A 26429-nucleotide genomic window follows, 5' to 3' on the forward strand; every position below is an offset into this window, starting at 1 on the left:
AAAGTCAATTACTTATTTTTAGTAAGAAATAAAGAAAGCACAGCGCTATTTCTCCACTATGCTTTACATTAACTTTCTATTTTTATATTCATCTAATTTCCTCTCCGCGAACTTCCTCGCATCTTTTTCAATCCATCTCTCTTCGTACACTTCACTTCCGACATACAACACTTCCCTCTTATGCTGCATCGCATGACGAAATTCATGCAGTAATGTTTTAAGCACTTGCTCATACTCTTCCCACATACAAACAAAAATTAATTGTTTTTCTTTATGATAAAAACCACCTACTGGGAATAAGAATTCCTCTTCTTCTTCTCCTAATGATAAAAGCACATGATTCGCATCACACGTATCACAAAAAATAACCGGCGTTTTACATACTTCAATCAGTGAGAACAAATCGTCTCTAAGCCTTTTGACATCCCAAGGAAGCTCCGAATCCAACACATACCAATTCTCCACCTGTTGATATACATTTTGAAACTGGAGTTCCATTTTTCTTTATTCCCCTTTCCAAGCACCCTTTTTTTATATGTATGCCACAATATGGTAAATATTAAACGTATTCTTTCACCCTTAAAAAAATGCCAATAAAAAAGGAATCTATGTCGACATAGATTCCTTTTCCGTAATCACTTTTTTTTCATCATTTTTTTTAATACAAAGTAACCAATTGCACAAACAATAGCAGCAAGTGCAAAATATTTCACATAAGGCCCAGCTACTTTATTAATACTTTCCCACTCTGATCCTAATTTAAAGCCTAAATATACAAACACAATTGACCATGGAATAACAGCTAGCGTAGTTAGTGTAATAAACTTAGCATGTGACATTTTTGCAATTCCCGCTGGTATCGAAATAGCATGACGTACAACAGGAATAAAACGTGCTGTAAAGATAACACCCGTTCCGTAACGATTAAACCAATCTTCAGCATAATCAATATGCTTCTTTTGAATTAAAATATATTTTCCATATCGCTCAAGGACGGGTCTTCCTCCGTATCGACCGATCCAATAAATGAATAGTTGTGCGATTACACCGCCAATTGTCCCGAACGCAACAGCGCCCCAAAACGTAATGCTTCCTGTTGATACTAAATAACCTGCATAAGACAATACGATTTCACTTGGAATAACCTCTAACATCAATCCAAGCATAATTCCCCAATACCCAAGTCCTTCTAGAAAAACTAAAACGGAATGAATCAACTCTCCTAACATCATGTACCTCTCTTTACTGTTTTCATTACAAAAAATAAAAGTACAAGCAGGAAATATCTTGTACTTTTATTTTTTTAAATTAGCTAGTTTTCGTATCCCACTTAAAGATTTTATTTAAAAATTTATATACATTCTTTGACTCTTTCGTCAGAAGTGGACCTAAGATGGATAGTATAAGCACGTATAATGCTGAGAATGGTTTCAGTACTGACATTAAACCACCGGCGATACCGATATTGGCCATAATGATGGAGAATTCTCCTCTTGAAACGATTGTCAATCCAATATTTGTTGACGCTTTATGAGATAATCCAGCTTGTCGCCCTGCAATCATCCCTGCTATAAAGTTTCCGAGGATTGTAAGAAGGACGGCACCTAACGTTAACCATATCGCTCCGCCCAATGAGAACGGATCAATACTTAACCCAAAACTGAAGAAGAAAATAGCTCCGAAGAAGTCTCTAAATGGAACAACGAGATGTTCAATTCTGTCACTATGCTCTGTCTCAGAGAAAACTAAACCTAAAAGAAGTGCTCCGATTGCTTCGGCTACGTGAATTGTTTCCGAGAAACCTGCAATAAAGAATAATGAAGCAAATACTACAATAATAAAGATTTCATCTGAACTAATATTAAGCAATTTATTTAATAAAGGCGTAGCCTTTCTAGCGACAATAAAGAAGAGAAGCATGTATCCTAAAGCAATTCCAATTGAAGTAAGGGCACCTAAGAATGAAGCATGATCCCCTAGAACTAAGCCTGAAACGACTGATAAATATACAGCAAGGAATATATCTTCAAACATGATAATTCCTAAAATTAATTCGGTCTCATTATTACCAGTTCTTCTTAAATCCACTAACACCTTTGCAACGATAGCGCTAGAAGAAATCGTAATAATACCCGCAATAATTAAGATTTCTAGTAAAGGGAAGCCCATTATAAATCCGTATAATAATCCAAGTGAAAAGTTAATTAAAATATAGATCGTTCCGCCAATTGCAATAGAACGTCCAGATTTAATTAGTTTTTTCATTGAAAATTCTAGTCCTAGATAGAACAGAAGGAACAGAACCCCAATCCGTCCAAGGAAGGAAATGACACTTGCACTTTCAATAAACTTGAAATCGATAACACCTATTGTCGGCGCATGTGGCCCCACTAACATCCCAAGAACAATTAGAAACGGAATTACTGAGAATTTAAACTTTCCAGCAATTACTGCCGCAATTGCAACTAATACTAACGCTGTACCAACTTCAAAAATTAACGTATCCATCTAGTCAGTCCCCCTATTCGAAAGTAACTCATTAATAATTTTTTTAATTTCTTCTCTCTCACCAGAAACTACAAGCATATCGCCTTCTTCAATTACCGTTTCTGGCCCTGGATTAAATAGCTTTTTCATATTCTTCTTCATAACTGCAATGATCGTTACGCTATAATTTTTTCTTATTTCAAGATCACCAATTGTTTTTCCGATTGCTAGAGCTGCATTCTCTACTTTAAACCACTCGATCGCTAAGCCTTCAAAGACCATTTCAACATTTTCTAATGCTCTAGGCTTATATACCATTCCACCTAATATTGCTGCAATTTGTCTTGCCTCTGAGTCACGTAATGAAATACTTGAGATACTTTCTTCATGGTCTGAATCAAAATGATACATTTCTCTACGCCCGTCATCATGAATGACAATTACCATCTTTTCATTACCTTTCGTAACAATTTGAAATTTGTAACCAATACCCGGAAGTTCACTTTCTCTAATATTCATATTTAGCTCCTCCATAACTTCTTTATTTAAATTTTCTGTTTTTCTGTCTTTTGTTCATCCAATCAATTTTAGAAATTCTAACCATTCAGGATACCTATGACTTGGAAATCTTTTATTGTAATAATAAGTGGCTCCTAAAAAAATACTTAAAGATGTAATGATAAAAAATATATTACTTCTCATTTTCAAACTCTTAAGGCTTACTTTCAATAAAGTTTCTTCTTTCAAATTATCCCCTCTTTTTCGCTTTAAATTTAGTTTTTTAAAATGTAAATAATTCTAAAAATATTACGATGTAACATAATCATAACACAAAATAAGTTTAAGTAACATAATTTTTTAGAAAAATTGATTCTCGTATATTTTTTGCATATAATTTTCTTATTACGGAAAAAAGGAAGTGTATTATATGGTTGATATCTTTAGCAGATTCCTTGAGGTAACGAATAATATTTTATGGTCATATATTCTTATTGCAATGCTAATCGGCTTCGGTCTTTATTTCTCTTTTAAATTGAAATTCGTCCAAATTACTCATTTCGGTGAGATGGTCGGTTTAATTAGTAAAGGGTTTAATCGAAAAGAAAAAAAGAAAGATAGCATCTCTCCATTCCAAGCATTTTGCCTAAGTGCAGCAGCACGTATCGGTATCGGGAACTTAGCTGGTGTAGCACTAGCCATTTCAATGGGTGGACCTGGCGCAATATTTTGGATGTGGTTTATCGCTATCCTTGGAGCAGCTACTAGTTTCGTAGAATGTACGCTCGCGCAAATTTATAAAGTAAAAGATGGAAGCAGATTCCGTGGTGGTCCAGCATATTACATGGAAAAAGGATTAAATAAACGCTGGATGGGTGTTTGGTTTTCACTTCTTATTACAGTTGCGTACGGATTAATTTTCAATTCTGTACAAGCAAACACAGTAACAATAGCATTTGAAAATGCTTTTGGACTAGAGCGAACGATCGTAGGAGCTCTATTAGCTTTATTAGTTGCAGTTATTATTTTTGGTGGTATTAAGAGCATTTCACGTATTACAGAAATGATCGTTCCGCCAATGGCAATTGTTTATATTGGTGTCGCTATTTTTGTTGTTATTAACAATTTCACTATGTTACCAAGCATTTTCACTGAAATATTTAACAGCGCATTTGGTTTAGAGCAAGCCGTCGCTGGTGGTATTGGAGCAGCAATTAAGTTCGGAATTCAGCGCGGTCTATTCGCGACAGAGGCAGGTATGGGTAGCTCTCCTAACGCAGCCGCAACATCAGATGTATCTCATCCTGTAAAACAAGGACTTGTTCAAGCATTAGGTGTTTTCGTAGATACATTCTTAGTATGTACATCAACAGCGTTTATCGTATTATGTTCTGGACTTTACAAAGGATCGAATTTAGAAGGTATTGAATTAACACAACAAGCATTAAGTTCACAAATTGGACCGTGGGCAAGCACTTTCTTAGCGATTATTATTTTCCTATTCGCTTTCAGCTCTTTACTAGGAAACTACTATTATGGTGAAACGAACATCGCATTCATTAAAGAAAGTAAAACATGGTTAATGATTTATCGCATTGCAGTTGTCGGAATGGTATTCTTCGGATCAATCGCTGCCCTTAAAACAGTTTGGAGTTTAGCTGATTTATTCATGGGACTTATGGTATTCACAAACTTAATTGCCATCTCATTCCTAAGCAAGTTCGCCTACGCAGCATTAGTAGACTATATTAAGCAAAAGAAACAAGGAAAAGATCCTGTTTTCGTTGCAAGTTCTATCCCTGGTTTACAGAATACTGAGTGCTGGGATGGACCGGATGTAGAAGAAAAACAGAAGGCTGTATAATAATTAATAGCAGTAGCTATATATCAAACAAAATCCCTATTACTTCACAGTAATAGGGATTTTTTATATACAACAGTTCATAATTTGTTCAAATTAATTCCAGCAAAAGGGTTGATTTATATGAATTACTAGATTATAATAATTATAAATTAGTAATTGATATCACATAACAACTCAAAAGGAGATTGATCATAATGAACAAACAAGTAATCGAAGTATTAAACAAACAAGTAGCAGACTGGAGCGTTTTATTCACAAAACTACACAACTTCCATTGGTACGTAAAAGGACCTCAATTCTTCACATTACACGAGAAATTCGAAGAACTTTACACAGAATCTGCTACTCACATTGACGAAATTGCAGAACGTATTTTAGCAATTGGTGGCCAGCCAGTAGCAACAATGAAAGAATACCTAGAAATATCTTCTATTCAAGAAGCAGCTTACGGAGAAACTGCAGAAGGGATGGTCGAAGCAATCATGAAAGACTACCAAATGATGCTAGTCGAACTGAAAAAAGGCATGGAAATCGCTCAAGACTCTGACGACGAAATGACATCTGACCTACTACTAGGTATCTACACAGAACTAGAAAAACACGCTTGGATGCTACGTGCATTCTTGAATCAATAATATATTTAAAGCGGAAGCGGCTCATCCAGAGTCGCTTCTTTCTATGAAATGGTCGTGCACGCTGGTACATGAAATTTATATCAGCGATTCTATTAAATTTATCAGCGATTTCCCGATTATATCAGCGACTCCTTCAAATTTATCAGCGATTTTCCCAATATATCGACTTACCGACAAATCACGACAATATCAGCGCCCCTATCCCCCACTTTCATCAATATATTACAATCTCTTTTATGTTAAAATATAGGAAACACCCTTTAGTAACATAGATCCAAAAAGCTTTTCCATATTCATCATTTACTACTTAAATGGCGGGAGTGGTTCAGTTGAAAGACTACTTAATTAGAGCATTTTTTGCATTAATAACAGTTGGGATTGTCTTACTTATAGCTAATATTTTCAATATACGTATCGAGGTTAAACACTATGCTTTCCTCATTGTCTTAGCAATTGGTGGCGGCTGGGGTGGCTGGTACTTGTATAAAAAACAAAGTAATCAAAGTGATAAAGGCATTCCAAAGTAATACGGAATGCCTTCTTTTTATTGACGTTTATAATAAAATGACATGTGTTTCCAAAAATCTCTATAAAATTGTATTATGATAATCGCTTCCACTTCGTTCCTAAAACAGGACGCTCGTAATTCTGTATTTCATGAATTAATTTATCGGCCGTCTCAGCTGAAACGATTAACTCTTTATTTGATGGATTCATAAACCCTTCTTCCGCTGCACGTTCAACCATTTGCAGAATTGGTCCGTAAAAGTCTTTTATGTTCAATAAACCAACTGGCTTATTATGTATACCAATTTGTGACCAACATACTACTTCAAATAACTCTTCAAACGTTCCATATCCGCCTGGTAATGCAATGAAAGCATCCGCAAGTTCTGCCATTTTCGCTTTACGCTCATGCATCGTTTCTACTTCAATTAGTTCTGTTAACCCTGTATGAACAATTTCTCCTCGGAATAGACCGCGCGGCATAACACCTGTTACACGTCCGCCTAAACGAAGAACTTCATTTGCTACTTCTCCCATTAACCCAACGCAAGAACCACCGTATACAAGCTCATAATCGTTCTCAACAAACATTTTCCCTAACGCTATTGCCTGCTCTTTAAACTCTGGTCTCTCCCCTAAGTTGGAACCTGCAAACACACAAATCTTTCTCATTCCTACACCTCGAAACTATATATTGTTATGATACAATAAATATTGTACAACATATTGAAGGGGTGAGGAAGAAATGGATATCATCGCATTTCAAAGATGGGTTGAGGAATTTTACGAAAAACGAAGCTGGTCACAGTATAATTCCTTTATCCGCTTAAATTTCTTAACAGAGGAAGTTGGGGAAGTTTCACGCGTTGTTCGCGCAATCGAAATCGGTCGTGATCGTCCTGATGAAGACGCGAAAACAGAAGAGGAGCTAAAACAAGAACTAAAAGAAGAACTTGGTGATGTACTATCTAATCTTATTATTCTTTCGCAAAAATATGATTTGGACTTACAAGACATTATGGACGCACACGTCACAAAGCTTTCGAAAAGGTTCGAGACATCCAAATGAGAATATTATCAATTATGATATAATATTCTTGTCACAATACTAAGGGGGATTTTATGTTATCTAAAAAATTGCACGACGCATTAAACGATCAAATGAACTTTGAGTTTTACTCTGCCCACGCTTATATGGCAATGGCTGCTTACTGTACAGCCGAAAGCTATGATGGATTCGCTAACTTTTTCCTTGTACAAGCTGAAGAAGAGCGTTTCCACGCAATGAAGCTTTACAACTATATTAATGACCGCGGTGAGCGCGCTATTATTACTGGATTTGATAATCCTAACAACGAATACGAATCTGTATTAAATGCTTTTGAAGTTGCGCTTGAGCACGAGCGTGAAGTAACGAAACGCATTTACAACCTATCTGATATCGCTTGGGATGAGCGTGAACACGCAACAATTACATTCTTAAAATGGTTCGTCGATGAGCAAGTAGAAGAAGAAGCTTCATTCGATAGCATCATCCAAAAATTAAAACGTATTACAAACGATTCAAACGCACTATTTATGTTAGATGCTGAATTAGAGAAACGTACATTTACGGCTCCAGCTGAGTAATATTTCAATCACCTTAATGAATGTGTTAAGGTGATTTTTTTATTTCTTCTCTTAGCTTAATAAGCTTAGCCAAACCCTGCTTATAAATCCCTGAAACCTTTTCAACAAAATCACGCTCAGTAAAAGTCCCATCCCCTTCTTCTACTATGCTTAAATATCCATGTATGAATTTCAGAAAAGCTCTAGCATCTTCTCCAGTTAAATGATTAATGTTCTCTAGAATCTCATCAAACTCCCTTAAACTATCCCGTTCTTTCAACCTAATCCCCCTCTCTTCATTATTTATCATAACAAAAAAAGCCGTTCATCCTCTAAGTGAGAGATAAACGACTTCTTTATTATTTATTAAAGCATAACCCCAACGATAATCGCTGATAATATACTTACTAATGTTGCACCGTATACAAGTTTTAGTCCGAATGATGATACAACGTTTGCTTGTTTGCCATCAATACTCTTCGTTGCACCTGCGATAATTCCGATAGATGAGAAGTTCGCAAATGATACAAGGAAGATAGATAAAATACCTACTGTACGAGCTGATAAATCGCCAGCTACTTTACCAAGGTCAAGCATTGCAACGAATTCGTTCGTTACTAATTTCGTTGCCATAATTTGTCCTGCTGTTAGCATTTCTGATGTTGGAATACCCATTACGAATGCTAATGGTGAGAAGACATATCCTAAAATGCTTTGGAATGTGATTCCGAAAATTGAATCGAATACACCGTTAATTGCTGTAATTAATGCTACGAAACCGATTAACATCGCCGCTACTGTTACAGCGATAGAGAAACCAAGCATAATATATTCGCCTAACATTTCAAAGAATGTTTGCTTCTTATCTTCTTGCAATTCTAAAATATCGTCTTCTTCTTTTACTTCATATGGATTAATGATATGAACGATAATGAATCCACTAAATAAGTTTAGTACAAGTGCTGTTACTACATATTTTGGATCAATCATTTTCATATAAGAACCAACGATTGACATCGATACTGTTGACATTGAAGATGCACAAAGTGTGTATAAACGATTTTTCGGTAATTTGCTTAGTTGGTCTTTTACTGTAATGAATACTTCCCCTTGACCAACAATTGCAGCTGCTACCGCATTATATGATTCTAATTTTCCTAAACCGTTAATTTTACTTAATAGGAAACCGACTGCACGAATGATAATCGGTAAAACTTTAATATGTTGTAAAATCCCAATTAGTACTGCTAAGAAAATAATTGGTAATAATACTGTTAAGAAGAATGGTGCTTGTCCATCATTTGCTAGACCACCAAATACGAAATTAACCCCTGCTTCCGCAAATTTTAAAATAGCGCCAAACCCATCTGCAATCCCTTTTACTAATACAAATCCGACCTTTGTATTTAGTAAGAAATACGCAAGTACCAATTGAATGACAAGCATAAGTGCAATTGGTTTATATTTAATTTTCTTACGATCTGAACTGATAAGGAACCCTAGTACAAATACTACAAGTAAACCGACTAGAAACATTACTATTTTCATATGTGAATCCTCCACTTCTCCCACGAGTTATCGGTCGTATAACGTATAACGAATGACGTCTGACCATTACTGTTAAAAAATTTAAAACCCCTAAATACTATTCAACTGTTATCTAAAATCAGTAAGCGTTTACATAAATTGCAATTTATTAAAGGTAGCCTCTTCTCTCCTACCATACTTGAAAGTCTGAAATTGATACCACCTACAAATCAAATTGTAAGCGTTATCTAGGCGAAATGCAATATAAATTTTAAAAGATTTTTATATGTTAATATATTCCTAATTAATTGGTTTTTTCATGCAAATTTACCATAAAAAATAGCCCTAGCTATGAGCTAGGGCCACCTTTTTTATAACATAACACCAACGATAATCGCTGATAGAATACTTACTAATGTCGCACCGTACACAAGGCGTAGACCGAATGATGATACTACATTTGATTGGTTCTCATCGATACCTTTCGTTGCACCTGCGATAATTCCGATTGATGAGAAGTTCGCAAATGATACAAGGAATACAGAAAGGATACCAACTGTACGAGCTGATAAATCACCAGCTACTTTTCCAAGATCAAGCATCGCAACAAATTCGTTTGATACTAATTTTGTTGCCATAATTTGTCCCGCTGTTACCATCTCTGCTTGCGGGATACCCATTACGAATGCTAATGGTGAGAAAATATATCCTAAAATAGCTTGGAATGTAATACCGAACATTGAATCAAACAAGCTATTGATTGCTGTAATTAATGCTACGAAACCAAGTAACATCGCTGCTACTGTTATCGCGATTGTGAAACCAAGCATAATATATTCACTCAGCATTTCAAAGAATGACTGTTTTTTCTTATTTTCTAATTTCAGTGTATCTTCTTCTTCTGTAATATCGTACGGATTAATAATATGAATAATAATGAAACCACTAAATAAATTTAATACAAGTGCTGTTACTACATATTTTGGTTCGATCATTTTCATGTAAGAACCGACGATTGACATCGATACTGTCGACATGGAAGATGCACATAATGTATATAAACGGTGTTTTGGGATTTTACTTAATTGATCTTTTACTGTAATAAATACTTCTGCTTGCCCAACAATGGCAGCTGCTACTGCGTTATATGATTCTAATTTTCCTAGACCATTTACTTTACTTAACAAAGTACCAATAGCGCGAATAAATATCGGTAAAATTTTAAAGTGTTGCAGAATTCCAATTAAAACGGCGAAGAATACGATTGGTAATAGTGCTGTTAAGAAGAATGAAACCTCTCCTTTATTAACAAGGCCACCAAATACGAAAACGATTCCAGCTTCCGCATATCCAAGAAGCGCGCCAAATCCATCTGAAATTCCTTTTACTAAAATGTAACCAACTTGCGTATTTAATAAGAAATAAGATAGCGCTAGCTGAATAACAAGCATAATTGCAATTGGTTTGTACTTAATCTTCTTTCGATCGGCACTTATAAGAAAACCGAGTACAAATACAACGAGTAATCCTACAAGAAACATAACAAACTTCATTAATAAAATCCTCCATTTAACTCTTCATTAACGTTGAACGTCTGACCACTCAAAACGAGAAATAATCCGAACTTTCCATTTCTCCTCCGAAAGCTTCAATCGGATAGGAAAGATCATAAAACCTCTTATTTCAAAGGCATTTTCCATTCTAACATAAATCACAACTCATATCCGCACTTTTCTTAAAAAAATTACATTTTATTATAAATCATCCATGAATGTTCGTCTTTTGCATTATAAAGTGAAACTTTAATGAGCGAGAGTTTTACTTCACACAAATAGCTGAACCAACAAAAAATGAGCATCAAGTTTCACTTGATGCTCACCTCATTATACCGCTTTTTCTTTATCTGCTACTTGCTCTTCCCAGCACTCTGTATTTTTCAGGCCTGGAATAGAATTTGCGTAGAAGACCGGATCTTTTCCTTGTTTCTTCTGTTTAATATAATCTGATAACGCTGCGAAAGCGTACTTAGAAAGGAATACGATCGCCACTAAGTTAATAACAGCCATAATCCCCATAAATAGATCTGCTAAATCCCAAACGATTTGAATTGTTGCTACAGACCCCAACATAACCATACCAAGTACAGCAATGCGGTATGCATTTAATAGCACTTTACTTCCATTTAAGAACTCAATATTTGTTTCACCATAGTAGTAGTTACCTACTAATGAACTGAATGCAAATAAGAAGATTGCCACCGCTACAAATATAGAAGCCCATGGGCCGATATGTTGACTTAACGCTTGTTGCGTTAATTGAATACCATTTAGATCAGCTGCATTATGCACATCTGATAAAAGAATGATAAATGCTGTACAACTACAAATTAATAATGTATCTGTAAATACCCCTAAAGTTTGAATGAAACCTTGTTTAACTGGATGCGTTACGTTTGCAGTCGCAGCTGCGTTCGGCGCACTACCCATACCTGCTTCATTTGAAAATAATCCGCGTTTTACCCCTAATAAAATCGCAGCTCCTAATCCCCCACCCACTACTTCTTTAATTCCGAAAGCATGTAAGAAAATTTCTTTAAATACATACGGAATTGCCGTAATGTTTGTTACAACAACGAATAATGCTACCGCTACATAAATAATTGCCATTACTGGAACAATCATTTCAACCGCGCGAGCAATACGTTTTACTCCGCCGAAAATAATAACTGCAAGTAAACCAGCCATTACAAGACCTACTAATCTACTATCTGTTTTGAATGCCCCATCAAAAGCAGCTGCTACAGTATTAGATTGTACAGCGTTAAAAATTAATCCGAAACTTACTGTTATTAATACAGAGAAAATAGCTCCAAGCCAGCGCTTATTTAATCCTTTTTCCATATAATACGCTGGGCCACCACGGAACGCATTCCCATCTTTTACTTTATAAATTTGCGCTAATGTGCTCTCTACAAATGCAGAAGCCCCCCCAATTACCGCAATTAACCACATCCAAAATACTGCTCCTGGTCCACCTGCTGAGATTGCGATAGCTACACCAGCTAAGTTACCAGTACCTACACGAGAAGCTGTACTCATACAAAATGCTTGGAATGATGATACACCGCTCTTCTCTTTTTGCGCTTTCCTCGTTTTCGAGCTTGCCCCATCCCCAAGCAATCGAATCATTTCACCGAAGTAACGAACTTGGACAAATTTCACACGAAATGAAAAGTAGAGCCCTAACCCAATTAACATCGCAATAATGATATATGACCAAAGGACATTATTTACATCCCCAATTACCTTAGCTAAAAAATCCATATTTGCATTGCCCCCTCTTCCTAACAATAAGAAAATTATATTCTAAAAACTTTTAGTAATCAAGAACTTTATGTCAGGTTTCCTGACATGGATGCGTAAATTCACTTAACATGAGTGTTTTTTTACGTAAAACTATAACCAGTACGTGTATGTATCCAATAATCAATCACTCATCCTATGCGATTAATCATACCTTTAAAACAGTACGCTCCCTGCAAATAACGAGAGACATGAACAAAATTATATTAATAATTACCTCTCACCCTTTTCATCATTTACTACAACAAAAAAGGCGAGCACCGAATTCATCTCGATGCTCGCCTTTTCATTACACTGCTTTTTCTTTATCCGTTACCGCTGACTTATCCCAACACTCTGTATTCGTTAAACCAGGAATAGAATCTGCACTGAAGACTGGATCTTTCCCTTGTTTCTTTTGCCTTACATAGTCTGCCAATGCAGCATACGCAAATCGACCAAGAAGTGTAATCGCAATTAAGTTTGTAATTACCATGAGACCCATAAATAAATCTGCCATATTCCATACTACTTGAAGTGTTGCCACAGAACCGAATAATACCATTGCAACTACCGCAATACGATAAATTGTTAACCAAGTTTTACTTTGTTTAATGAATTCAATATTCGTTTCACCATAATAGTAGTTTCCTAGAAGCGAACTGAAGGCAAATAAGAAAATAATAATCGCTAAGAAGCTACTTGCCCATGGACCAATTTGTGAACTTAATGCATTTTGCGTTAGTTCAATACCTTCTAAATTCGTTGCTTTATATGCACCAGAACATAGTACAATAAACGCTGTTGATGTACATACTAAGAATGTATCTACTAATACGCCAATTGTTTGAATAAAACCTTGTTTCGCTGGATGCGTTACATCAGCTGTTGCTGCCGCGTTCGGCGCACTACCCATACCTGCTTCGTTCGCGAATAATCCGCGCTGAATACCATATTTCATTGCAGCACCGATACCGCCACCTACAGCTGAATCTAAACCGAATGCACCTTTAAAGATTTCCGTAAACACATCTGGTATTAAATAGAAGTTTTTAATGACAACAAAAATAGCTACTGCAATATAAATAAGCGCCATTGGCGGAACAATCATTTCCGACATACGTGCAATACTTTTTACACCACCAAAAATAATAACCGCAACTAATGCAGCTAATACAATCCCAACAATATAACGCTCTAAACCAAATGCATTTTCAAACGCTAATGTTACTGTATTCGCTTGTACTGAGTTAAAAATTAAACCGTAACTAATTGTAATAAGGATAGAGAACCAAATTCCCATCCAACGTTTATTTAAACCTTTTTCCATATAATAAGCAGGACCACCACGGAAGCCACTGCCATCTTTTACTTTATAAATTTGTGCAAGCGTACTTTCTACGAAACTTGAAGAAGCTCCGATGATCGCAATCACCCACATCCAAAATACTGCGCCAGGTCCTCCCATAGAAATAGCTAACGCTACACCGGCTAAGTTCCCGATTCCAATACGAGCTGCTGAACTCATACAGAACGCTTGGAAAGAAGATACACTACCTTTCTTACGCGTCTTTCCAGTTAATCCATCACTCATTAGTCGAACCATTTCCCCTAAATGAGTAATTTGTACGAATTTCAATTTAATAGAAAAATAAAGACCTAAACCAATTAACATTGCAATAAGAATATATGACCAAAGAATTGTATTCGTTGATGAAACGAATTGTTCCAAAATATTCATACAATTAACCCCCTCCTTTTCTCCATAAATCGAATTATATTTAAAAAATATTTAAAAATCAACATTTTTCGACAACTTTCGTTTTCCAAATATTAGAGGTTTCATGACTCTCCTTTTTAGCAAATGTACATACTAAAACAAAAAACAAATTCCTGAACAACACCATTGACAAAAACACCTACCTGTAACTATAATGATTACAACAGGTTGTAACAAACCTAATTACAATACATTCATTCACTTTCAGATATACACTTTAACAAAACACTTTGGAGGGATTTATTATGAAAATCGGAATTATCGGAGCAGCTGGTAAAGCAGGAAGTCGCATTTTAAAAGAAGCATTAGATCGCGGACATGAAGTAACTGCAATCGTAAGAAACGCTGCAAAAATTACAGAAAAAAACGTAAAAGTTTTAGAGAAAGATGTATTCTCTCTTACATCTAACGACTTACAAGCATTTGACGTAGTTGTCAATGCATTCGGTGCTCCAGCAGGAGAAGAACACCTTCACGTAGATGCAGGAAACGTACTTATTGAAGCTATGAAAGGTGCACCTAACACAAAATTACTTGTAGTCGGCGGCGCTGGAAGCTTATTTGTAGACGAAGAGAAAACAACACGTGTATTTGAGACGCCAGGTTTCCCGAAAGAATACCTTGCAACTGCTCAAAACCAAGGTAAAAACTTAGAAATCTTACAACAAACAAATGACATTACTTGGACATTCATCAGCCCTTCTGCACTATTCGCATTAGGAAAACGTACTGGTTCTTATACAGCTGGTAAAGACAACCTTCTTGTTAACGCAAAAGGTGATAGCTACGTAAGTTACGAAGACTTTGCAGTTGCAGCACTTGATGAAATCGAAAATCCAAAACACGTAAACGAACGCTTCACAGTTGTTTCTGAGGCTGAATAATAGAAAAAGCTCGTAAACATTATGTTTACGAGCTTTTTTATTTTTTAAGCCTTTACCTCTTGTATACCTTCTGTTTTTTCAAAACCTTGCTCTGTAACCTTAAAGAACTTTTCTTCTGTCTTCTTAACATCATCTTGTATTACATAATTAATGATGTTAAGAAGAAAAAGCATTGGCACACGCCAATGCTTTTTCATTATCTCTTTTGATTCGGTTTATGCGGTTCGTTTGGAGTATGTGGTTTATTATTATCATGACCATTTCCTTTTTTCCAACTCACTGATAACTCCGGACTTGTTTCTTCTTCACTGCGCTCAAGTAATACGACTGCATTTTGAATTGTCGGTGTACCTTTATGCGCAATGCCTTGTAGTTTCGTTAATTTTCCTATTACTTTAAAGCTAAATCCACCAGCTGGTGTTTGTTTCGGAATTAAAATGCGGAACTTTTCTCCTACATTAAATTCCGTTTTTGCTTCGCCTTTTTCATTTACAAATTTGGCTCCCGCTGGTGCGCCTGTTGCTTGCACTTTATACGTTCCGCTTTTTGCATTTGTTTCTACTGTATATAAGCCTGTTTCAAAGAAATCATTTTTCAATACTGCTTGTTGTTCTTCTGTAGGAGTTACACTCATCGTAATTTCTTGCAACTCTTCACTAGCATTTGCTTTTGCAACGATATCTTTCGTTACCTTTTCTACATTTTTATTACGAAAGTCTAAATCATTAATATCGATTTGTTTTAACGCATTCCATACTGCAAGCTGCGTTGCGTAATGCGCCTCTCTCCAATCAGATACTCCTAATTCTTGTGGACTCTTTTGTGGATATCCATTCAATAGGACACGGTACACATTAATATCCACTTTCCCCATTTCCGGTAAATCTTGACCGCTCGGAGATTTCAAATCTACATTTAAGCAAAAAGCAATTTTGCCATCTGCCGTTTTAATAAGCTCTGTTCGGATTGGTTTCTTCTTGGACTTACTATAACTCCAATCCATTTGATACTTTGTGTGGTCCATAACTTCTGCGAATGCTTTTTGAAGTGGGAATAACACAAATAAAATACTTAAAAACATAGCTAAAAGTTTGAACGATTGCTTTATATTCATGTTCACAGCCCCTTAATAACAAACTTAATACTAAGTAGTATTTATTTAGAGACTATTTTTATGCACAAAAAAAGAGTGCTTTTACGCACTCTTTTTTCTTACCTTAATCTTAGAAATCGAAGTTATCAGGATCTGGACCAACGCGGTGATTTTGATTTAACGCATCGATTTTTTCCATATCTTCTTTCGTTAATTCAAAGTTAAATACATCAGCATTTGCAATGATGCGGTGTTCCTTCGTTGATTTTGGAATTGTAATAACTCCATTTTGAAGATCCCAACGTAAAATAACTTGCGCTGTTGTTTTACCGTGTTTCTCAGCAATTGCTTGTAATGTTTCGTTATCTAATAATTGACCTTGCATTAATGGTGACCATGCTTCCATTTGAATACCTTGTTCTTTACAGAAAGCTTGTAGTTCTTTTTGTGTTAAACGAGGGTGGTATTCTACTTGGTTGATCATTGGCTTGATTTCTGCATCTTTCATTACATCTTGTAAGTGATGGATTTGGAAGTTACTTACACCAATTGCACGTACGCGCTTTTCTTTATAAAGTGTTTCTAGCGCTCTCCATGTATCTTTATATTTTCCTTCTGAAGGCCAGTGAACAAGATATAAATCTAAATAATCTAGTCCTAATTTTTTTAGACTCTCTTCGTATGCAGCGATTGTTGTTTCATATCCTTGATCTGCGTTCCATACTTTTGAAGTGATGAATAAATCTTCTCTTGAAATACCAGTTGCTTCGATACCCGCACGAATTCCTTCACCTACAGCTTTTTCATTTCCGTAAATTGCAGCAGTATCGATGCTGCGGTATCCAGCTTTAATCGCTGATTTTACAGCTTCTACAAGTTCTGGTCCTTCTTCTACTTTAAATACACCTAAACCGAACCAAGGCATTTCTACACCATTATTTAATACTGCTTTACTTTGTAAGTTTTTCATTTTATTTTCTCTCCTTTTATTTTGCTTGATCTCTTTTTTCTAATGTCATACTCCATGCTGTTAAAATCACAGCAGCTACTACCATAAGACCGCCTACCCAAGCAGTATGGATTAATCCTAAAGAATTCGTTACAAGGCCACCTATATAAGAACCTAAAGCGATTCCTCCGTTAAATGCGGCAATATTAATTGCTGAAGCAACATCAACCGCACTCGGAACAAAGCGCTCTGCCAATATAACTACATATACTTGTAGCCCTGGAACATTCATGAATGCGAATAGTCCCATGAAAATAATTGTGATTAATCCAGCTACTTTAAATGGCGCTGTAAATGTTAAGACAAATAATATAATCGCTTGAATCAAGAACATGTAAAATAGCGCTCGAATCGGATTATGATTCGATAATTTTCCGCCGACCATATTCCCTATCGCAATTGCGATTCCATACACTAATAAAATGATAGTAACAGTACTTGCTTCAAATCCTGTTACTTCTTGTAATAGGGGGGATAAATACGTAAATGTTACGAATGTACCACCGTATCCTAGTGCAGTAATAATGAAGACAAGTAACAGTCTTCCATTTTTAATTAGTTTGAATTGATCACGAAACGATACAGGTACACCATTTTTTAAATTAGATGGGACTAGTATGCTATTCGCGATAAAAGCAATAATTCCAATTACAACAATCGCCATAAATGACGCTCTCCAGCCAAATTGTTGACCGATAAACGTTCCAATTGGCACACCTGTAATAGTCGCAACTGTTAATCCAGTAAACATAATCGCAATTGCACTAGCACGTTTATTCTCTGGTACGATCGCAGCCGCGATTGTAGATCCAATTGACATAAACACACCATGTGCAAACGCAGCTACAATCCTTGCGATAATTAATATAGTGAAGCTTGTTGCTACTGCCGCAATACCATTACCAATAATGAAAATAACCATAATCCACATTAATAATGTCTTTCTCGACATACTAGCCGTTAACGCTGTTAAAACAGGAGCTCCTACCGCTGCCCCTAACGCATATAAGGAAACAGTTAAACCGGCTGTTGTAACCGAAACATTTAAATCTTTTGAAATGGATGGTAATAAACCGACACTAATAAACTCAGTTGTACCAATCCCAAACGCACTAATTGCTAGTGCTAATAAAGCAAGCATACTTCTTCGATTCGTCTGAACTTCGGAAGATGGTACTGTATATGAACTCAATTGAATTCCTCCTTATTACAAGAAATCCAATCATAATAGTGCGATAAAAAGGCCCTTTTATCTTCTAAAAAATATATTTAATCTCTACAAATGCTATTATGAATGGTTTCATTCTTTTTTTGAAGAACGCACTTTAAAGTACTATAGGCACCAAAAAGTAACATAGTCACTTTTAAGTACCGTACTACTCATTTGCCTCTTACATGTGCTATTATGAAACATATTTAACATGATAAAAAGTACGTACTTTAAAGTGCTATAGGTACTAAAAAGTAACATTTGTATGATTTAACTTATTTTACTCACAAAAGGAGGGTTTCATATGAAGAAATACAATATTCCTGTAGAGGCAACCTTAGAGGTTATCGGCGGCAAATGGAAGGTTGTTATCCTTTGTCACTTAACGAAAGGTACAAAGAGAACGAGTGAACTAAAACGTTCAATGCCTGGTATTACACAAAAAATGTTAACACAACAATTACGTGAATTAGAAGACGACGGCGTTATTCAAAGAAAAGTATACAATCAAGTTCCACCAAAAGTAGAATATTCTCTTACAGACTACGGTTGGTCTTTAGAATCCATTCTTGATTCTCTTTGTTCTTGGGGCGAATGCCATCTTGAAAAGGAAGGTAACACATCGATGCTAATTGCGGAAGGTGAATAATAGGAAAAAGGAAAAAACGAACATGAATTTGTTCATTTTTTCCTTTTTTTCTTATTATATATGTACATTTCTAACTGAAACAAAATATTTTATACGCTTTCATACCTTGTCAGTACTACGTTATACACTCAATATCAAATAATTAGGAATCATTTTTATGTTAACATAGGTGTATATAGTATATAATATAGGATATATATTATATACACTTTCCGGTAACGGAGCTTTTCCATTATGCGGACAAGCCATATATCGGACAGTTCATAAATAATAGGTAAGACGTTATGGTTTTAGATTTATGCTTGCAGCTTACTTGCTGTCATAAATTTAAAGGCATTTTATTGTGTTTTGTGAAACTTTGTATAAAGTTTCGTAACCGTTTACTATCTTACTTATAAAAAATAAGAGTATTGCTATCGTAAAGGAGAATTGGAGATGCCAGAAACTATGACTCAAACAAAGCCAGAACAAGAAACTGTACAAATTTCTGCTAGCCAAGGACAACTTGATGTACTTGATCAGTTGTTAAAACCTGAGGTACAAGAATCATTAACAACACTAGTGGAACAGCTTCCAAAATTAACTGAGCTTGTTAACATTTTAACTAAGTCTTATGACTTCGCTCAAACTGTTGCTACTGATGAAGTATTAAAAAGCGACACTGTTGGTGCAATCACAGAGCTTGTAGAACCTGTAAAAGATACAGTAAAAAGCATGGCTGCAACTGCAATCGAAGCGAAAGATCGTGCTGACGAAAGCAACGAAGTTATCGGCCTATTCGGTCTGTTAAAATTATTAAAAGATCCACAAGCACAAAAAATGTTCCGCTTTGTGAACGCATATCTTCAAATTAGTGCAGAACGTAACAATAAATAAGTTAACTTATAACAACAATTAGTAAAGACGGGGGATATCATACTATGTCAAAACAAATTGTCATCTTAGGCGCTGGTTATGGCGGTCTTCTTGCCGCTTTAAACGTACGTAAATATTACAGCAAATCAGAAGCACAAGTTACAGTGATTAACCAATACCCAACACACCAAATCATCACTGAACTACACCGCCTTGCAGCTGGTAACGTGTCTGAGCAAGCAATTGCAATGCCACTTACAAAGCTTTTCAAAGGTAAAGATATCGATCTTAAAATCGCAACAGTTGAGTCATTCTCTGTTGATAGCAAAGAAATTAAATTAGCTGGTGGCACTACTTTATCTTACGATGCACTTGTAGTTGCTTTAGGAAGTAAAACTGCTTACTTCGGTATTCCAGGACTAGAAGAAAACAGCATGGTATTAAAATCTGCTGCTGATGCAAACAAAATCTACAAACACGTTGAAGACCGTATTCGTGAATACGCGAAAACGAAAAACGAAGCTGATGCTACAATCGTAATCGGTGGTGGCGGATTAACTGGTGTTGAGCTAGTTGGTGAGCTTGCTGACATTATGCCTAAACTTGCAAAAAGCCACGGCGTAAATCCAAAAGAAGTGAAACTTCTTCTTGTTGAAGCAGGTCCAAAAATCCTTCCAGTATTACCAGACCACTTAATCGAACGTGCAACTACTAGCCTAGAAGCACGCGGCGTTACATTCTTAACTGGTCTTCCTGTAACAAACGTTGCTGGCAATGAAATCGACTTAAAAGACGGTCAAAAACTTGTTGCTAACACATTCGTTTGGACAGGTGGCGTTCAAGGTAACCCATTAATCGGTGAATCAGGTCTTGAAGTTAACCGTGGACGTGCAACAGTTGATGCATACCTACAATCTACTTCTCACAAAGACGTATTCGTTGCTGGAGACAGCGCTGTTGTCTTCGCTCCAGACGGTCGTCCATACCCACCAACTGCACAAATCGCTTGGCAAATGGGTGAGTTAATTGGATACAACTTATACGCAGCACTAGAAGGCAAAGCATTCGAAGAGTTCGCACCTGTAAACTCTGGAACACTTGCTAGTCTAGGACGTAAAGATGCGGTTGCTACAATTGGAGCAAGCAATACTCCACTTAAAGGCTTACCAGCATCATTAATGAAAGAAGCAAGTAACGTTCGTTACTTATCACACATTAAAGGTCTATTCAGCTTAGCTTACTAATCTGAATATAAGCCCGAATCATGCCCTGCATGGTTCGGGCTATTTTTATCCGTAATTTTCTCTAACTTATTTATTCGGCAGAAGAATAATATAACCCTTTCAATTATCTAAATTTACTGATTATTTTATGTCTAAATTGTGTATATGAAAGAATGGGAGTATTCTTCCTACCCCCATCCTTTCACACAAATTATTCTCCTAACTTCACAAGGCTGTAGTTCTTCTTCCCTTTACGGATAATAATAAATCGTCCATCAAATGAATTCTCTATAGTAACATCCGTGCCCACATCTGTTACTTTTTCACCATTCATAGAAATTGCACCATTATTAATGTCTTCGCGTGCTTGTCTTCTAGATGGTTCAATTCCTAAATCAACTAGCCATTCTACGATGTTTTTCGTCTCTTTTGAAGACTGGAATGTTGGCATTTCTTTAAATCCTTGTTCAATTTCATCAGCTGTTAATGATTTAATATCTCCGCTAAATAACGCTGCTGTAATTTTCACAGCTTGCAGGAATGCCTCTTCTCCGTGAACGAATTTCGTCATTTCTTCTGCCAATACTTTCTGCGCTTCACGTTTATGAGGCTCTGTTTCTACCTTCACCGCTAATTCATCAATGCGCTCTTTCGTTAAGAATGTAAAGTATTTCAAGTATTTAACGACATCACGGTCATCTGTATTTACCCAGAACTGGTAAAATTCAAATGGTGTCGTTTTTTCAGGATCAAGCCAAACAGCTCCGCCTGCTGATTTACCAAACTTCGTACCATCTGATTTTAATAATAACGGAATCGTTAATCCGAACACTTTCGCTTCGTGCCCTTCTAACTTACGAATTAAATCTAAACCACCCGTAATATTCCCCCATTGGTCACTACCACCAATTTGCAGTTGAACATCTTCTTTCGTGTATAAATGATGGAAGTCCATCGCTTGCAAGATTTGGTACGTAAATTCTGTGAAAGAAATTCCTGTATCTAAACGACTTGCTACAATATCCTTCGCTAACATACTATTAATACTAAAGTTTTTCCCGTAATCACGTAAAAACTCAATAATGTTTATTTCATGTGTCCAGTCGTAGTTATTTACCATCTTCACTTCGCTATTTCCACCAAAATCAAATAGCTTTTTCATTTGTGCTGTTAACGCATCTACATTATGCTGAACTACTTCTAACGTTTGAAGTTGACGTTCTGATTGACGTCCACTCGGATCTCCAATTGTTCCTGTTGCCCCGCCAATTAAAATAACCGGATGATGGCCAGCTAACTGGAATCTCTTCATCATCATAAACGGAATCAAATGCCCGATATGCATACTATCACCAGTCGGATCCACTCCGCAGTATAGTGAAATCTTTTTCTCTTCTACTAGCTTTCGTAAACCTTCTTCGTCAGTCTGTTGATTAACGGCACCGCGCCATTCTAATTCATCAATAATGTTCATCTTTTGTCATCCCCTTTATTTTTTAAAAACAAAAAATCCCTATGTCTATGACATAGGGACGATTATTCACCGTGTTACCACCCAGTTTGTATAAATAGCATAGCTACTCACACCACTCTTAGCAATAATATCGATTGCCAATCCGCTTAGCATTACCTAAGATACTCCAGAGTGTAATTCGCAAATTTGTTTGTGCTAGGTTCCAGCAACCCCTAGCTCTCTCGTTAACAGTGACAAACTGCTACTGGGCTCTTTCAACGTATGTTATTTGTTAAATTATTAGCCATTATATTGAATTGAAAACAAATTGTCAACAATGCCCAAATATTATTTTAAAATAATTCGCAGTTTCATACGTATATTTTATTACTTATCTTCCCCAATAATCCTTACTTCGCGCTCTAACTTCACACCAAATTTCTCTTCAACTGTTTTTTGTACGAAGTGAATTAAATCGATGTAATCTTGTGCTGTTCCGTTATCAACATTCACCATAAACCCAGCGTGTTTTAGAGAAACTTCCACTCCGCCAATTCGCTTACCTTGTAGTCCTGATTCTTGAATCAATTTACCAGCAAAATTATTTGGTGGGCGTTTAAATACGCTACCACATGAAGGATATTCTAGAGGTTGTTTTGACTCACGTTTAAACGTTAAATCATCCATTTTGGCTTTAATTTCTTCACGTACACCTTCTTCAAGTTCAAATCTCGCTTCAAGAATAATGTAGTGGTTGTTCGCAAATACACTCTTACGATATCCAAATTCAAATGCTTCTTTCGTCAAAGTACGTAGCTCTCCATCACCTGTCATTACGACAGCTTCTGTTAATACAAACGAAATCTCACCGCCGTAAGCACCTGCATTCATATATAATGCCCCGCCAACTGAACCTGGAATACCACAAGCAAACTCAAGACCCGTTAAGTTATGATCTAATGCAATACGTGATACGTCAATAATTGCTGCACCGCACTGTGCTACAATCGTTGTTCCAGTTACAGTAACACCTGTAATATGAATTAAACTTACTGTAATCCCTCGAATACCACCGTCTTTAATAATGACATTCGAACCGTTTCCTAAAAACGTAACTGGAATATTATATTGGTTCGCATATTTAATAACTTCTTGAATTTCATCATAATTCGTAGGCGCAACGAACACATCTGCTTTTCCGCCAACTTTAATATGCGTATGATTCTTTAACATTTCATCTTGTTTCACATGACCTTCAGGCAATACCGTACTTAAATATTCATAAACCTCTTGCATATTCATTTTACGATTCCTCTATTTCTATATTCTTTTTATCCCGTTATACGGGCCCATAATATCCCCACATACATGAAATAAACCTAAAGTGGTGGATACAGTGTACCCAAAATCAATTCGAGACACCTATAAACCTCTTAATTTATAAGAGGTGCCACTCATATTAAAATATATATTGCATAATAAAGCAACCCAAATGGGCTACTAAACTTGACATGTCATCAGAAAGACAACAATTTGTAAAATATATTACTTTTTCAGCACACTATCCTTCAGTATCTTACTATACCATACGAAAAGAAAGTGGTATTTTTTTGTAATCTTTACTTTATTTTCATCAACAAAAAAAGGATGCTTTTACCTATGTAAAAGCATCCTTTTCATTACTTATTTTAAATTACTTTTCGTTCTCTTCTTTTTCTTTATCAAACCATAACAGCTCGTCATCATCAACTTCACCATTATAATTGATTAAAATCTCTTCTCCAGCTTTTATATCCTTATAAGCAAAGAAGTTAAACGTATGATTCTCAAAGACAATCTCATACGTTGCATTCGGATTATATGCATGATTAAATAACATGCCGTATCCTAAGAGGAATGCCGTATGATTTACCCCATACTCAAATGCGTAGTCAGCAAGTAACGTTTTCTCAATGTGTTCATGCTGTTCATTCGGATAAGAGATAACTGGTGCTGAGTGAATCAACTCACCCTTTTTAATATCACGAGTTGCAAATACACCTCTATTAAATTCTCCATCACTAAGCTCAGAAGTCTTAACTTCGATCATATGCGTCACCTATATAATTCTTTCTTTGAAGTATTTTATCTCGCTATCCGCGAGGTTCAACTAATAAGCAATAGCTATTAGTTAAATTTTATCTCCTTAAGCTTGGCAGAAAACGTGCAGAAAAGCAATTAAATTCCTATCAAGTCTTCGTTTAAATGAAAAAAGAGCACAAATGGTGTGCTCTCTTCAAGCGATATTACTTTTCTAAAATATCTTCTAACAATTTCACTTGCTCGCTAACAGTATGTAATGTCTTCACTGATGTATCATTTCGAAGTTTTTCTTCTTCCACACTTGCTAACACTTCTTCTGTAGCCGCAGAAGTTTGCTGAATTACATTAGAAGCATGTGTAACATCCTTTACGATATTCGTCGTTTTAGTTTGGAAATTTTCTTGATGACCAACAATCTCTCTCATTACATCATTAATTGCATCAATAAACTTCCCTAAATCCGTTACATTTGTTAAAACGCTTGCTAGCATTTCGTTACATTCTTCTTGTACTCTTTCTGATTTTTCTACCTGCACTTCCACCTTGCTTGCTTGATTACTAAAATCCTTCAAAATCCCTTGAATTCTTCCAGCTGAACGATTCGATTCTTCAGCAAGCTTTAATACTTCATTCGCTACAATAGCAAACCCTTTTCCATGTTCTCCTGCTCTTGCAGCTTCAATATTTGCATTTAAAGCTAGCAAACTCGTCTGACTTGAAATATTCGTTATTACATCTACAATTTCATTAATTTGCTTCGATTGCATCATTAAATCTCTAAATATAATTCCCGATTGTGAAACAACATCATTTAAACTTCTCATGTTAGCTTCAAAATTTCTTAAAGTATTCACACTACCCTTTGAAATCTCTAGACTTTCATCAACACGAATTGATGCATTTCTTACTTGAGAGATGATTTGTTCAATATTTCCTTCCATATCGTTTAATACTTCTACTGAACGTGACATCATCTCTGATTGTGATTGCGTACCAACTGCAACCTCTTCAAAAGCGAAATTAATTTCACTCATCGACTCCATTGACGTATTCATATTTTGTCTTAAATGATTGAAATTACTATCTAACTTCACAACTGTTTCTTCAATAAGCCTTTGCGTCTCTTCTAGCTCCTGAGCTTTTCTCATTACTTCTTGCTTCTCATCACTTAAACGAGCTAGCAAATTAGAGCCAATCTTCGTTACGCCCCACATTGCGATCGTTACGATTGCTAACAAGCTTGCGAAGTTTGCAGCTTCAGATGCTGCTGTATAAGCAAAAAATTGCTCCGGCCAATAACTACAAAGGATGAATGTAATAACAACTGCCACTCCGCCGAGAATTACAACGAGACGTTCACTTAAATAAATAAGTGAAACGGCTAGTGTAAAATAGACCATTTGAAATACAGCTGGGCTTTCATTAAAAGCTTGTACCATAATGAAAGACATCATAAGTAACATAAATGTCATGATATATTTATACATCGCTTCCATGCTTTCTATAAAAGTAAGAAGCGTTCCAAATACAACGACAGAAATACCACAAACCCAAAACGCGATTGCTCTCGCCGTAAAAATATATCCGTAATACCCAATCGCGATTATTCCAAGGAAGAAACTACAAATCGTAATAAACAGCAATAAATGATTTTTCTGTGATTCTTTCTCAAGGTTAGAAAAACAAGTCCTCTTTAACCACTCCATATGAAGCCCCACCTTCTA

General features: G+C 36.0%; 27 protein-coding genes and 1 other annotated feature. Of the genes, 9 read left to right on the plus strand and 18 right to left on the minus strand.

Features of this window, described 5'->3' with window-relative positions; translation table 11 throughout:
• Positions 1-63 precede the first annotated feature (63 nt).
• The 4 genes from ATN06_RS25770 to ATN06_RS25785 form a co-directional block, all read right to left on the minus strand.
• Positions 64-498, minus strand: coding sequence for a DUF3920 family protein (locus ATN06_RS25770; RefSeq protein WP_060632799.1), 435 nt, complete (start codon positions 496-498; stop codon positions 64-66).
• 137 nt (positions 499-635) lie between these two features.
• Entirely contained in the window at positions 636-1229 is a 594-nt protein-coding gene (locus tag ATN06_RS25775; protein WP_060632800.1) for an undecaprenyl phosphate transporter UptA, read from the minus strand.
• A 79-nt stretch (positions 1230-1308) separates the two neighbouring features.
• On the minus strand, positions 1309-2508 hold the full coding sequence (locus ATN06_RS25780; protein WP_060632801.1) for a cation:proton antiporter: 1200 nt from the start codon (positions 2506-2508) through the stop codon (positions 1309-1311).
• Positions 2509-3006, minus strand: coding sequence for a cation:proton antiporter regulatory subunit (locus ATN06_RS25785; RefSeq protein ID WP_060632802.1), 498 nt, complete (start codon positions 3004-3006; stop codon positions 2509-2511).
• A gap of 409 nt (positions 3007-3415) precedes the next feature.
• Here ATN06_RS25785 and ATN06_RS25795 point away from each other — a divergent pair, with 409 nt between their 5' ends.
• The 3 genes from ATN06_RS25795 to ATN06_RS25805 all read left to right on the plus strand — a co-directional run bounded on the left by ATN06_RS25795 (position 3416) and on the right by ATN06_RS25805 (position 6011).
• Entirely contained in the window at positions 3416-4849 is a 1434-nt protein-coding gene (locus ATN06_RS25795) for an alanine/glycine:cation symporter family protein (RefSeq protein WP_060632803.1), read from the plus strand.
• A gap of 194 nt (positions 4850-5043) precedes the next feature.
• Complete coding sequence (locus ATN06_RS25800; protein WP_060632804.1) at positions 5044-5484, plus strand: Dps family protein; 441 nt, start codon at positions 5044-5046, stop codon at positions 5482-5484.
• 329 nt (positions 5485-5813) lie between these two features.
• The gene (locus ATN06_RS25805) at positions 5814-6011 is read left to right on the plus strand and encodes a hypothetical protein (protein WP_060632805.1); all 198 of its coding nucleotides are present in this window, start codon (positions 5814-5816) and stop codon (positions 6009-6011) included.
• Positions 6012-6084: 73 nt separating this feature from the next.
• On the opposite strand, the gene ATN06_RS25810 is transcribed toward ATN06_RS25805, so the two are convergent.
• The gene (locus ATN06_RS25810; protein ID WP_176225727.1) at positions 6085-6648 is read right to left on the minus strand and encodes an LOG family protein; all 564 of its coding nucleotides are present in this window, start codon (positions 6646-6648) and stop codon (positions 6085-6087) included.
• A gap of 88 nt (positions 6649-6736) precedes the next feature.
• On the opposite strand from ATN06_RS25810, the gene ATN06_RS25815 reads away from it, so the two are divergent.
• Together ATN06_RS25815 and ATN06_RS25820 are read left to right on the plus strand one after the other, a co-directional pair.
• Entirely contained in the window at positions 6737-7060 is a 324-nt protein-coding gene (locus ATN06_RS25815; RefSeq protein ID WP_060632807.1) for a MazG nucleotide pyrophosphohydrolase domain-containing protein, read from the plus strand.
• Positions 7061-7113: 53 nt separating this feature from the next.
• Positions 7114-7620, plus strand: coding sequence for a ferritin (locus ATN06_RS25820; RefSeq protein WP_060632808.1), 507 nt, complete (start codon positions 7114-7116; stop codon positions 7618-7620).
• 25 nt (positions 7621-7645) lie between these two features.
• On the opposite strand, the gene ATN06_RS25825 is transcribed toward ATN06_RS25820, so the two are convergent.
• From ATN06_RS25825 to ATN06_RS25845, 5 genes are all read right to left on the minus strand, one after another.
• Positions 7646-7879 (minus strand): hypothetical protein, encoded by a 234-nt coding sequence (locus ATN06_RS25825; RefSeq protein ID WP_060632809.1) that lies wholly within the window; start codon positions 7877-7879, stop codon positions 7646-7648.
• 86 nt (positions 7880-7965) lie between these two features.
• A complete protein-coding gene (locus ATN06_RS25830) occupies positions 7966-9147 on the minus strand; it encodes a NupC/NupG family nucleoside CNT transporter (RefSeq protein WP_000706847.1) in 1182 nt (393 codons plus the stop codon).
• A 350-nt stretch (positions 9148-9497) separates the two neighbouring features.
• A complete protein-coding gene (locus ATN06_RS25835) occupies positions 9498-10679 on the minus strand; it encodes a NupC/NupG family nucleoside CNT transporter (RefSeq protein ID WP_000673852.1) in 1182 nt (393 codons plus the stop codon).
• 330 nt (positions 10680-11009) lie between these two features.
• Positions 11010-12449, minus strand: coding sequence for an alanine/glycine:cation symporter family protein (locus ATN06_RS25840; RefSeq protein ID WP_060632810.1), 1440 nt, complete (start codon positions 12447-12449; stop codon positions 11010-11012).
• 328 nt (positions 12450-12777) lie between these two features.
• A complete protein-coding gene (locus ATN06_RS25845) occupies positions 12778-14208 on the minus strand; it encodes an alanine/glycine:cation symporter family protein (RefSeq protein ID WP_060632811.1) in 1431 nt (476 codons plus the stop codon).
• A gap of 284 nt (positions 14209-14492) precedes the next feature.
• Here ATN06_RS25845 and ATN06_RS25850 point away from each other — a divergent pair, with 284 nt between their 5' ends.
• Positions 14493-15131, plus strand: coding sequence for an NAD(P)-dependent oxidoreductase (locus ATN06_RS25850; protein ID WP_060632812.1), 639 nt, complete (start codon positions 14493-14495; stop codon positions 15129-15131).
• A 44-nt stretch (positions 15132-15175) separates the two neighbouring features.
• Here ATN06_RS25850 and ATN06_RS29305 read toward each other — a convergent pair whose 3' ends face one another.
• From ATN06_RS29305 to ATN06_RS25865, 4 genes are all read right to left on the minus strand, one after another.
• Entirely contained in the window at positions 15176-15328 is a 153-nt protein-coding gene (locus ATN06_RS29305) for a hypothetical protein (protein WP_170955059.1), read from the minus strand.
• Entirely contained in the window at positions 15328-16245 is a 918-nt protein-coding gene (locus ATN06_RS25855) for a thioester domain-containing protein (protein WP_060632813.1), read from the minus strand. Before ATN06_RS25855 ends, ATN06_RS29305 begins: the two co-directional genes overlap by 1 nt.
• Positions 16246-16354: 109 nt before the next feature.
• Positions 16355-17194, minus strand: a complete 840-nt coding sequence (locus ATN06_RS25860) for an aldo/keto reductase (RefSeq protein WP_060632814.1) — start codon at positions 17192-17194, stop codon at positions 16355-16357.
• Positions 17195-17210: 16 nt separating this feature from the next.
• A complete protein-coding gene (locus tag ATN06_RS25865) occupies positions 17211-18374 on the minus strand; it encodes an MFS transporter (protein ID WP_170955062.1) in 1164 nt (387 codons plus the stop codon).
• A gap of 373 nt (positions 18375-18747) precedes the next feature.
• Here ATN06_RS25865 and ATN06_RS25870 point away from each other — a divergent pair, with 373 nt between their 5' ends.
• From ATN06_RS25870 to ATN06_RS25880, 3 genes are all read left to right on the plus strand, one after another.
• A complete protein-coding gene (locus tag ATN06_RS25870) occupies positions 18748-19092 on the plus strand; it encodes a winged helix-turn-helix transcriptional regulator (protein WP_000760481.1) in 345 nt (114 codons plus the stop codon).
• Positions 19093-19527: 435 nt separating this feature from the next.
• Positions 19528-19968, plus strand: coding sequence for a DUF1641 domain-containing protein (locus tag ATN06_RS25875; RefSeq protein ID WP_001115309.1), 441 nt, complete (start codon positions 19528-19530; stop codon positions 19966-19968).
• Between the two features lie 44 nt (positions 19969-20012).
• Complete coding sequence (locus ATN06_RS25880; RefSeq protein ID WP_000043198.1) at positions 20013-21191, plus strand: NAD(P)/FAD-dependent oxidoreductase; 1179 nt, start codon at positions 20013-20015, stop codon at positions 21189-21191.
• 190 nt (positions 21192-21381) lie between these two features.
• Here the strand turns inward: ATN06_RS25880 and tyrS are convergent, their stop codons facing one another.
• From tyrS to ATN06_RS25900, 4 genes are all read right to left on the minus strand, one after another.
• Positions 21382-22644: a tyrosine--tRNA ligase gene (gene tyrS / locus ATN06_RS25885; RefSeq protein ID WP_060632816.1), complete on the minus strand. Its 1263-nt coding sequence runs from the start codon at positions 22642-22644 to the stop codon at positions 21382-21384.
• Between the two features lie 51 nt (positions 22645-22695).
• Positions 22696-22911: a binding site (T-box leader), on the minus strand.
• Positions 22912-23010: 99 nt separating this feature from the next.
• A complete protein-coding gene (gene murB / locus ATN06_RS25890) occupies positions 23011-23925 on the minus strand; it encodes a UDP-N-acetylmuramate dehydrogenase (RefSeq protein ID WP_060632817.1) in 915 nt (304 codons plus the stop codon).
• 391 nt (positions 23926-24316) lie between these two features.
• A complete protein-coding gene (locus tag ATN06_RS25895; RefSeq protein WP_000573651.1) occupies positions 24317-24712 on the minus strand; it encodes an SET domain-containing protein in 396 nt (131 codons plus the stop codon).
• 196 nt (positions 24713-24908) lie between these two features.
• Positions 24909-26411 (minus strand): DUF4077 domain-containing protein, encoded by a 1503-nt coding sequence (locus ATN06_RS25900; protein WP_060632818.1) that lies wholly within the window; start codon positions 26409-26411, stop codon positions 24909-24911.
• Between the last annotated feature and the right edge of the window lie 18 nt (positions 26412-26429).

Origin of the sequence: Bacillus thuringiensis (assembly GCF_001455345.1) — a bacterium.
GTDB lineage: Bacteria > Bacillota > Bacilli > Bacillales > Bacillaceae_G > Bacillus_A > Bacillus_A thuringiensis_N.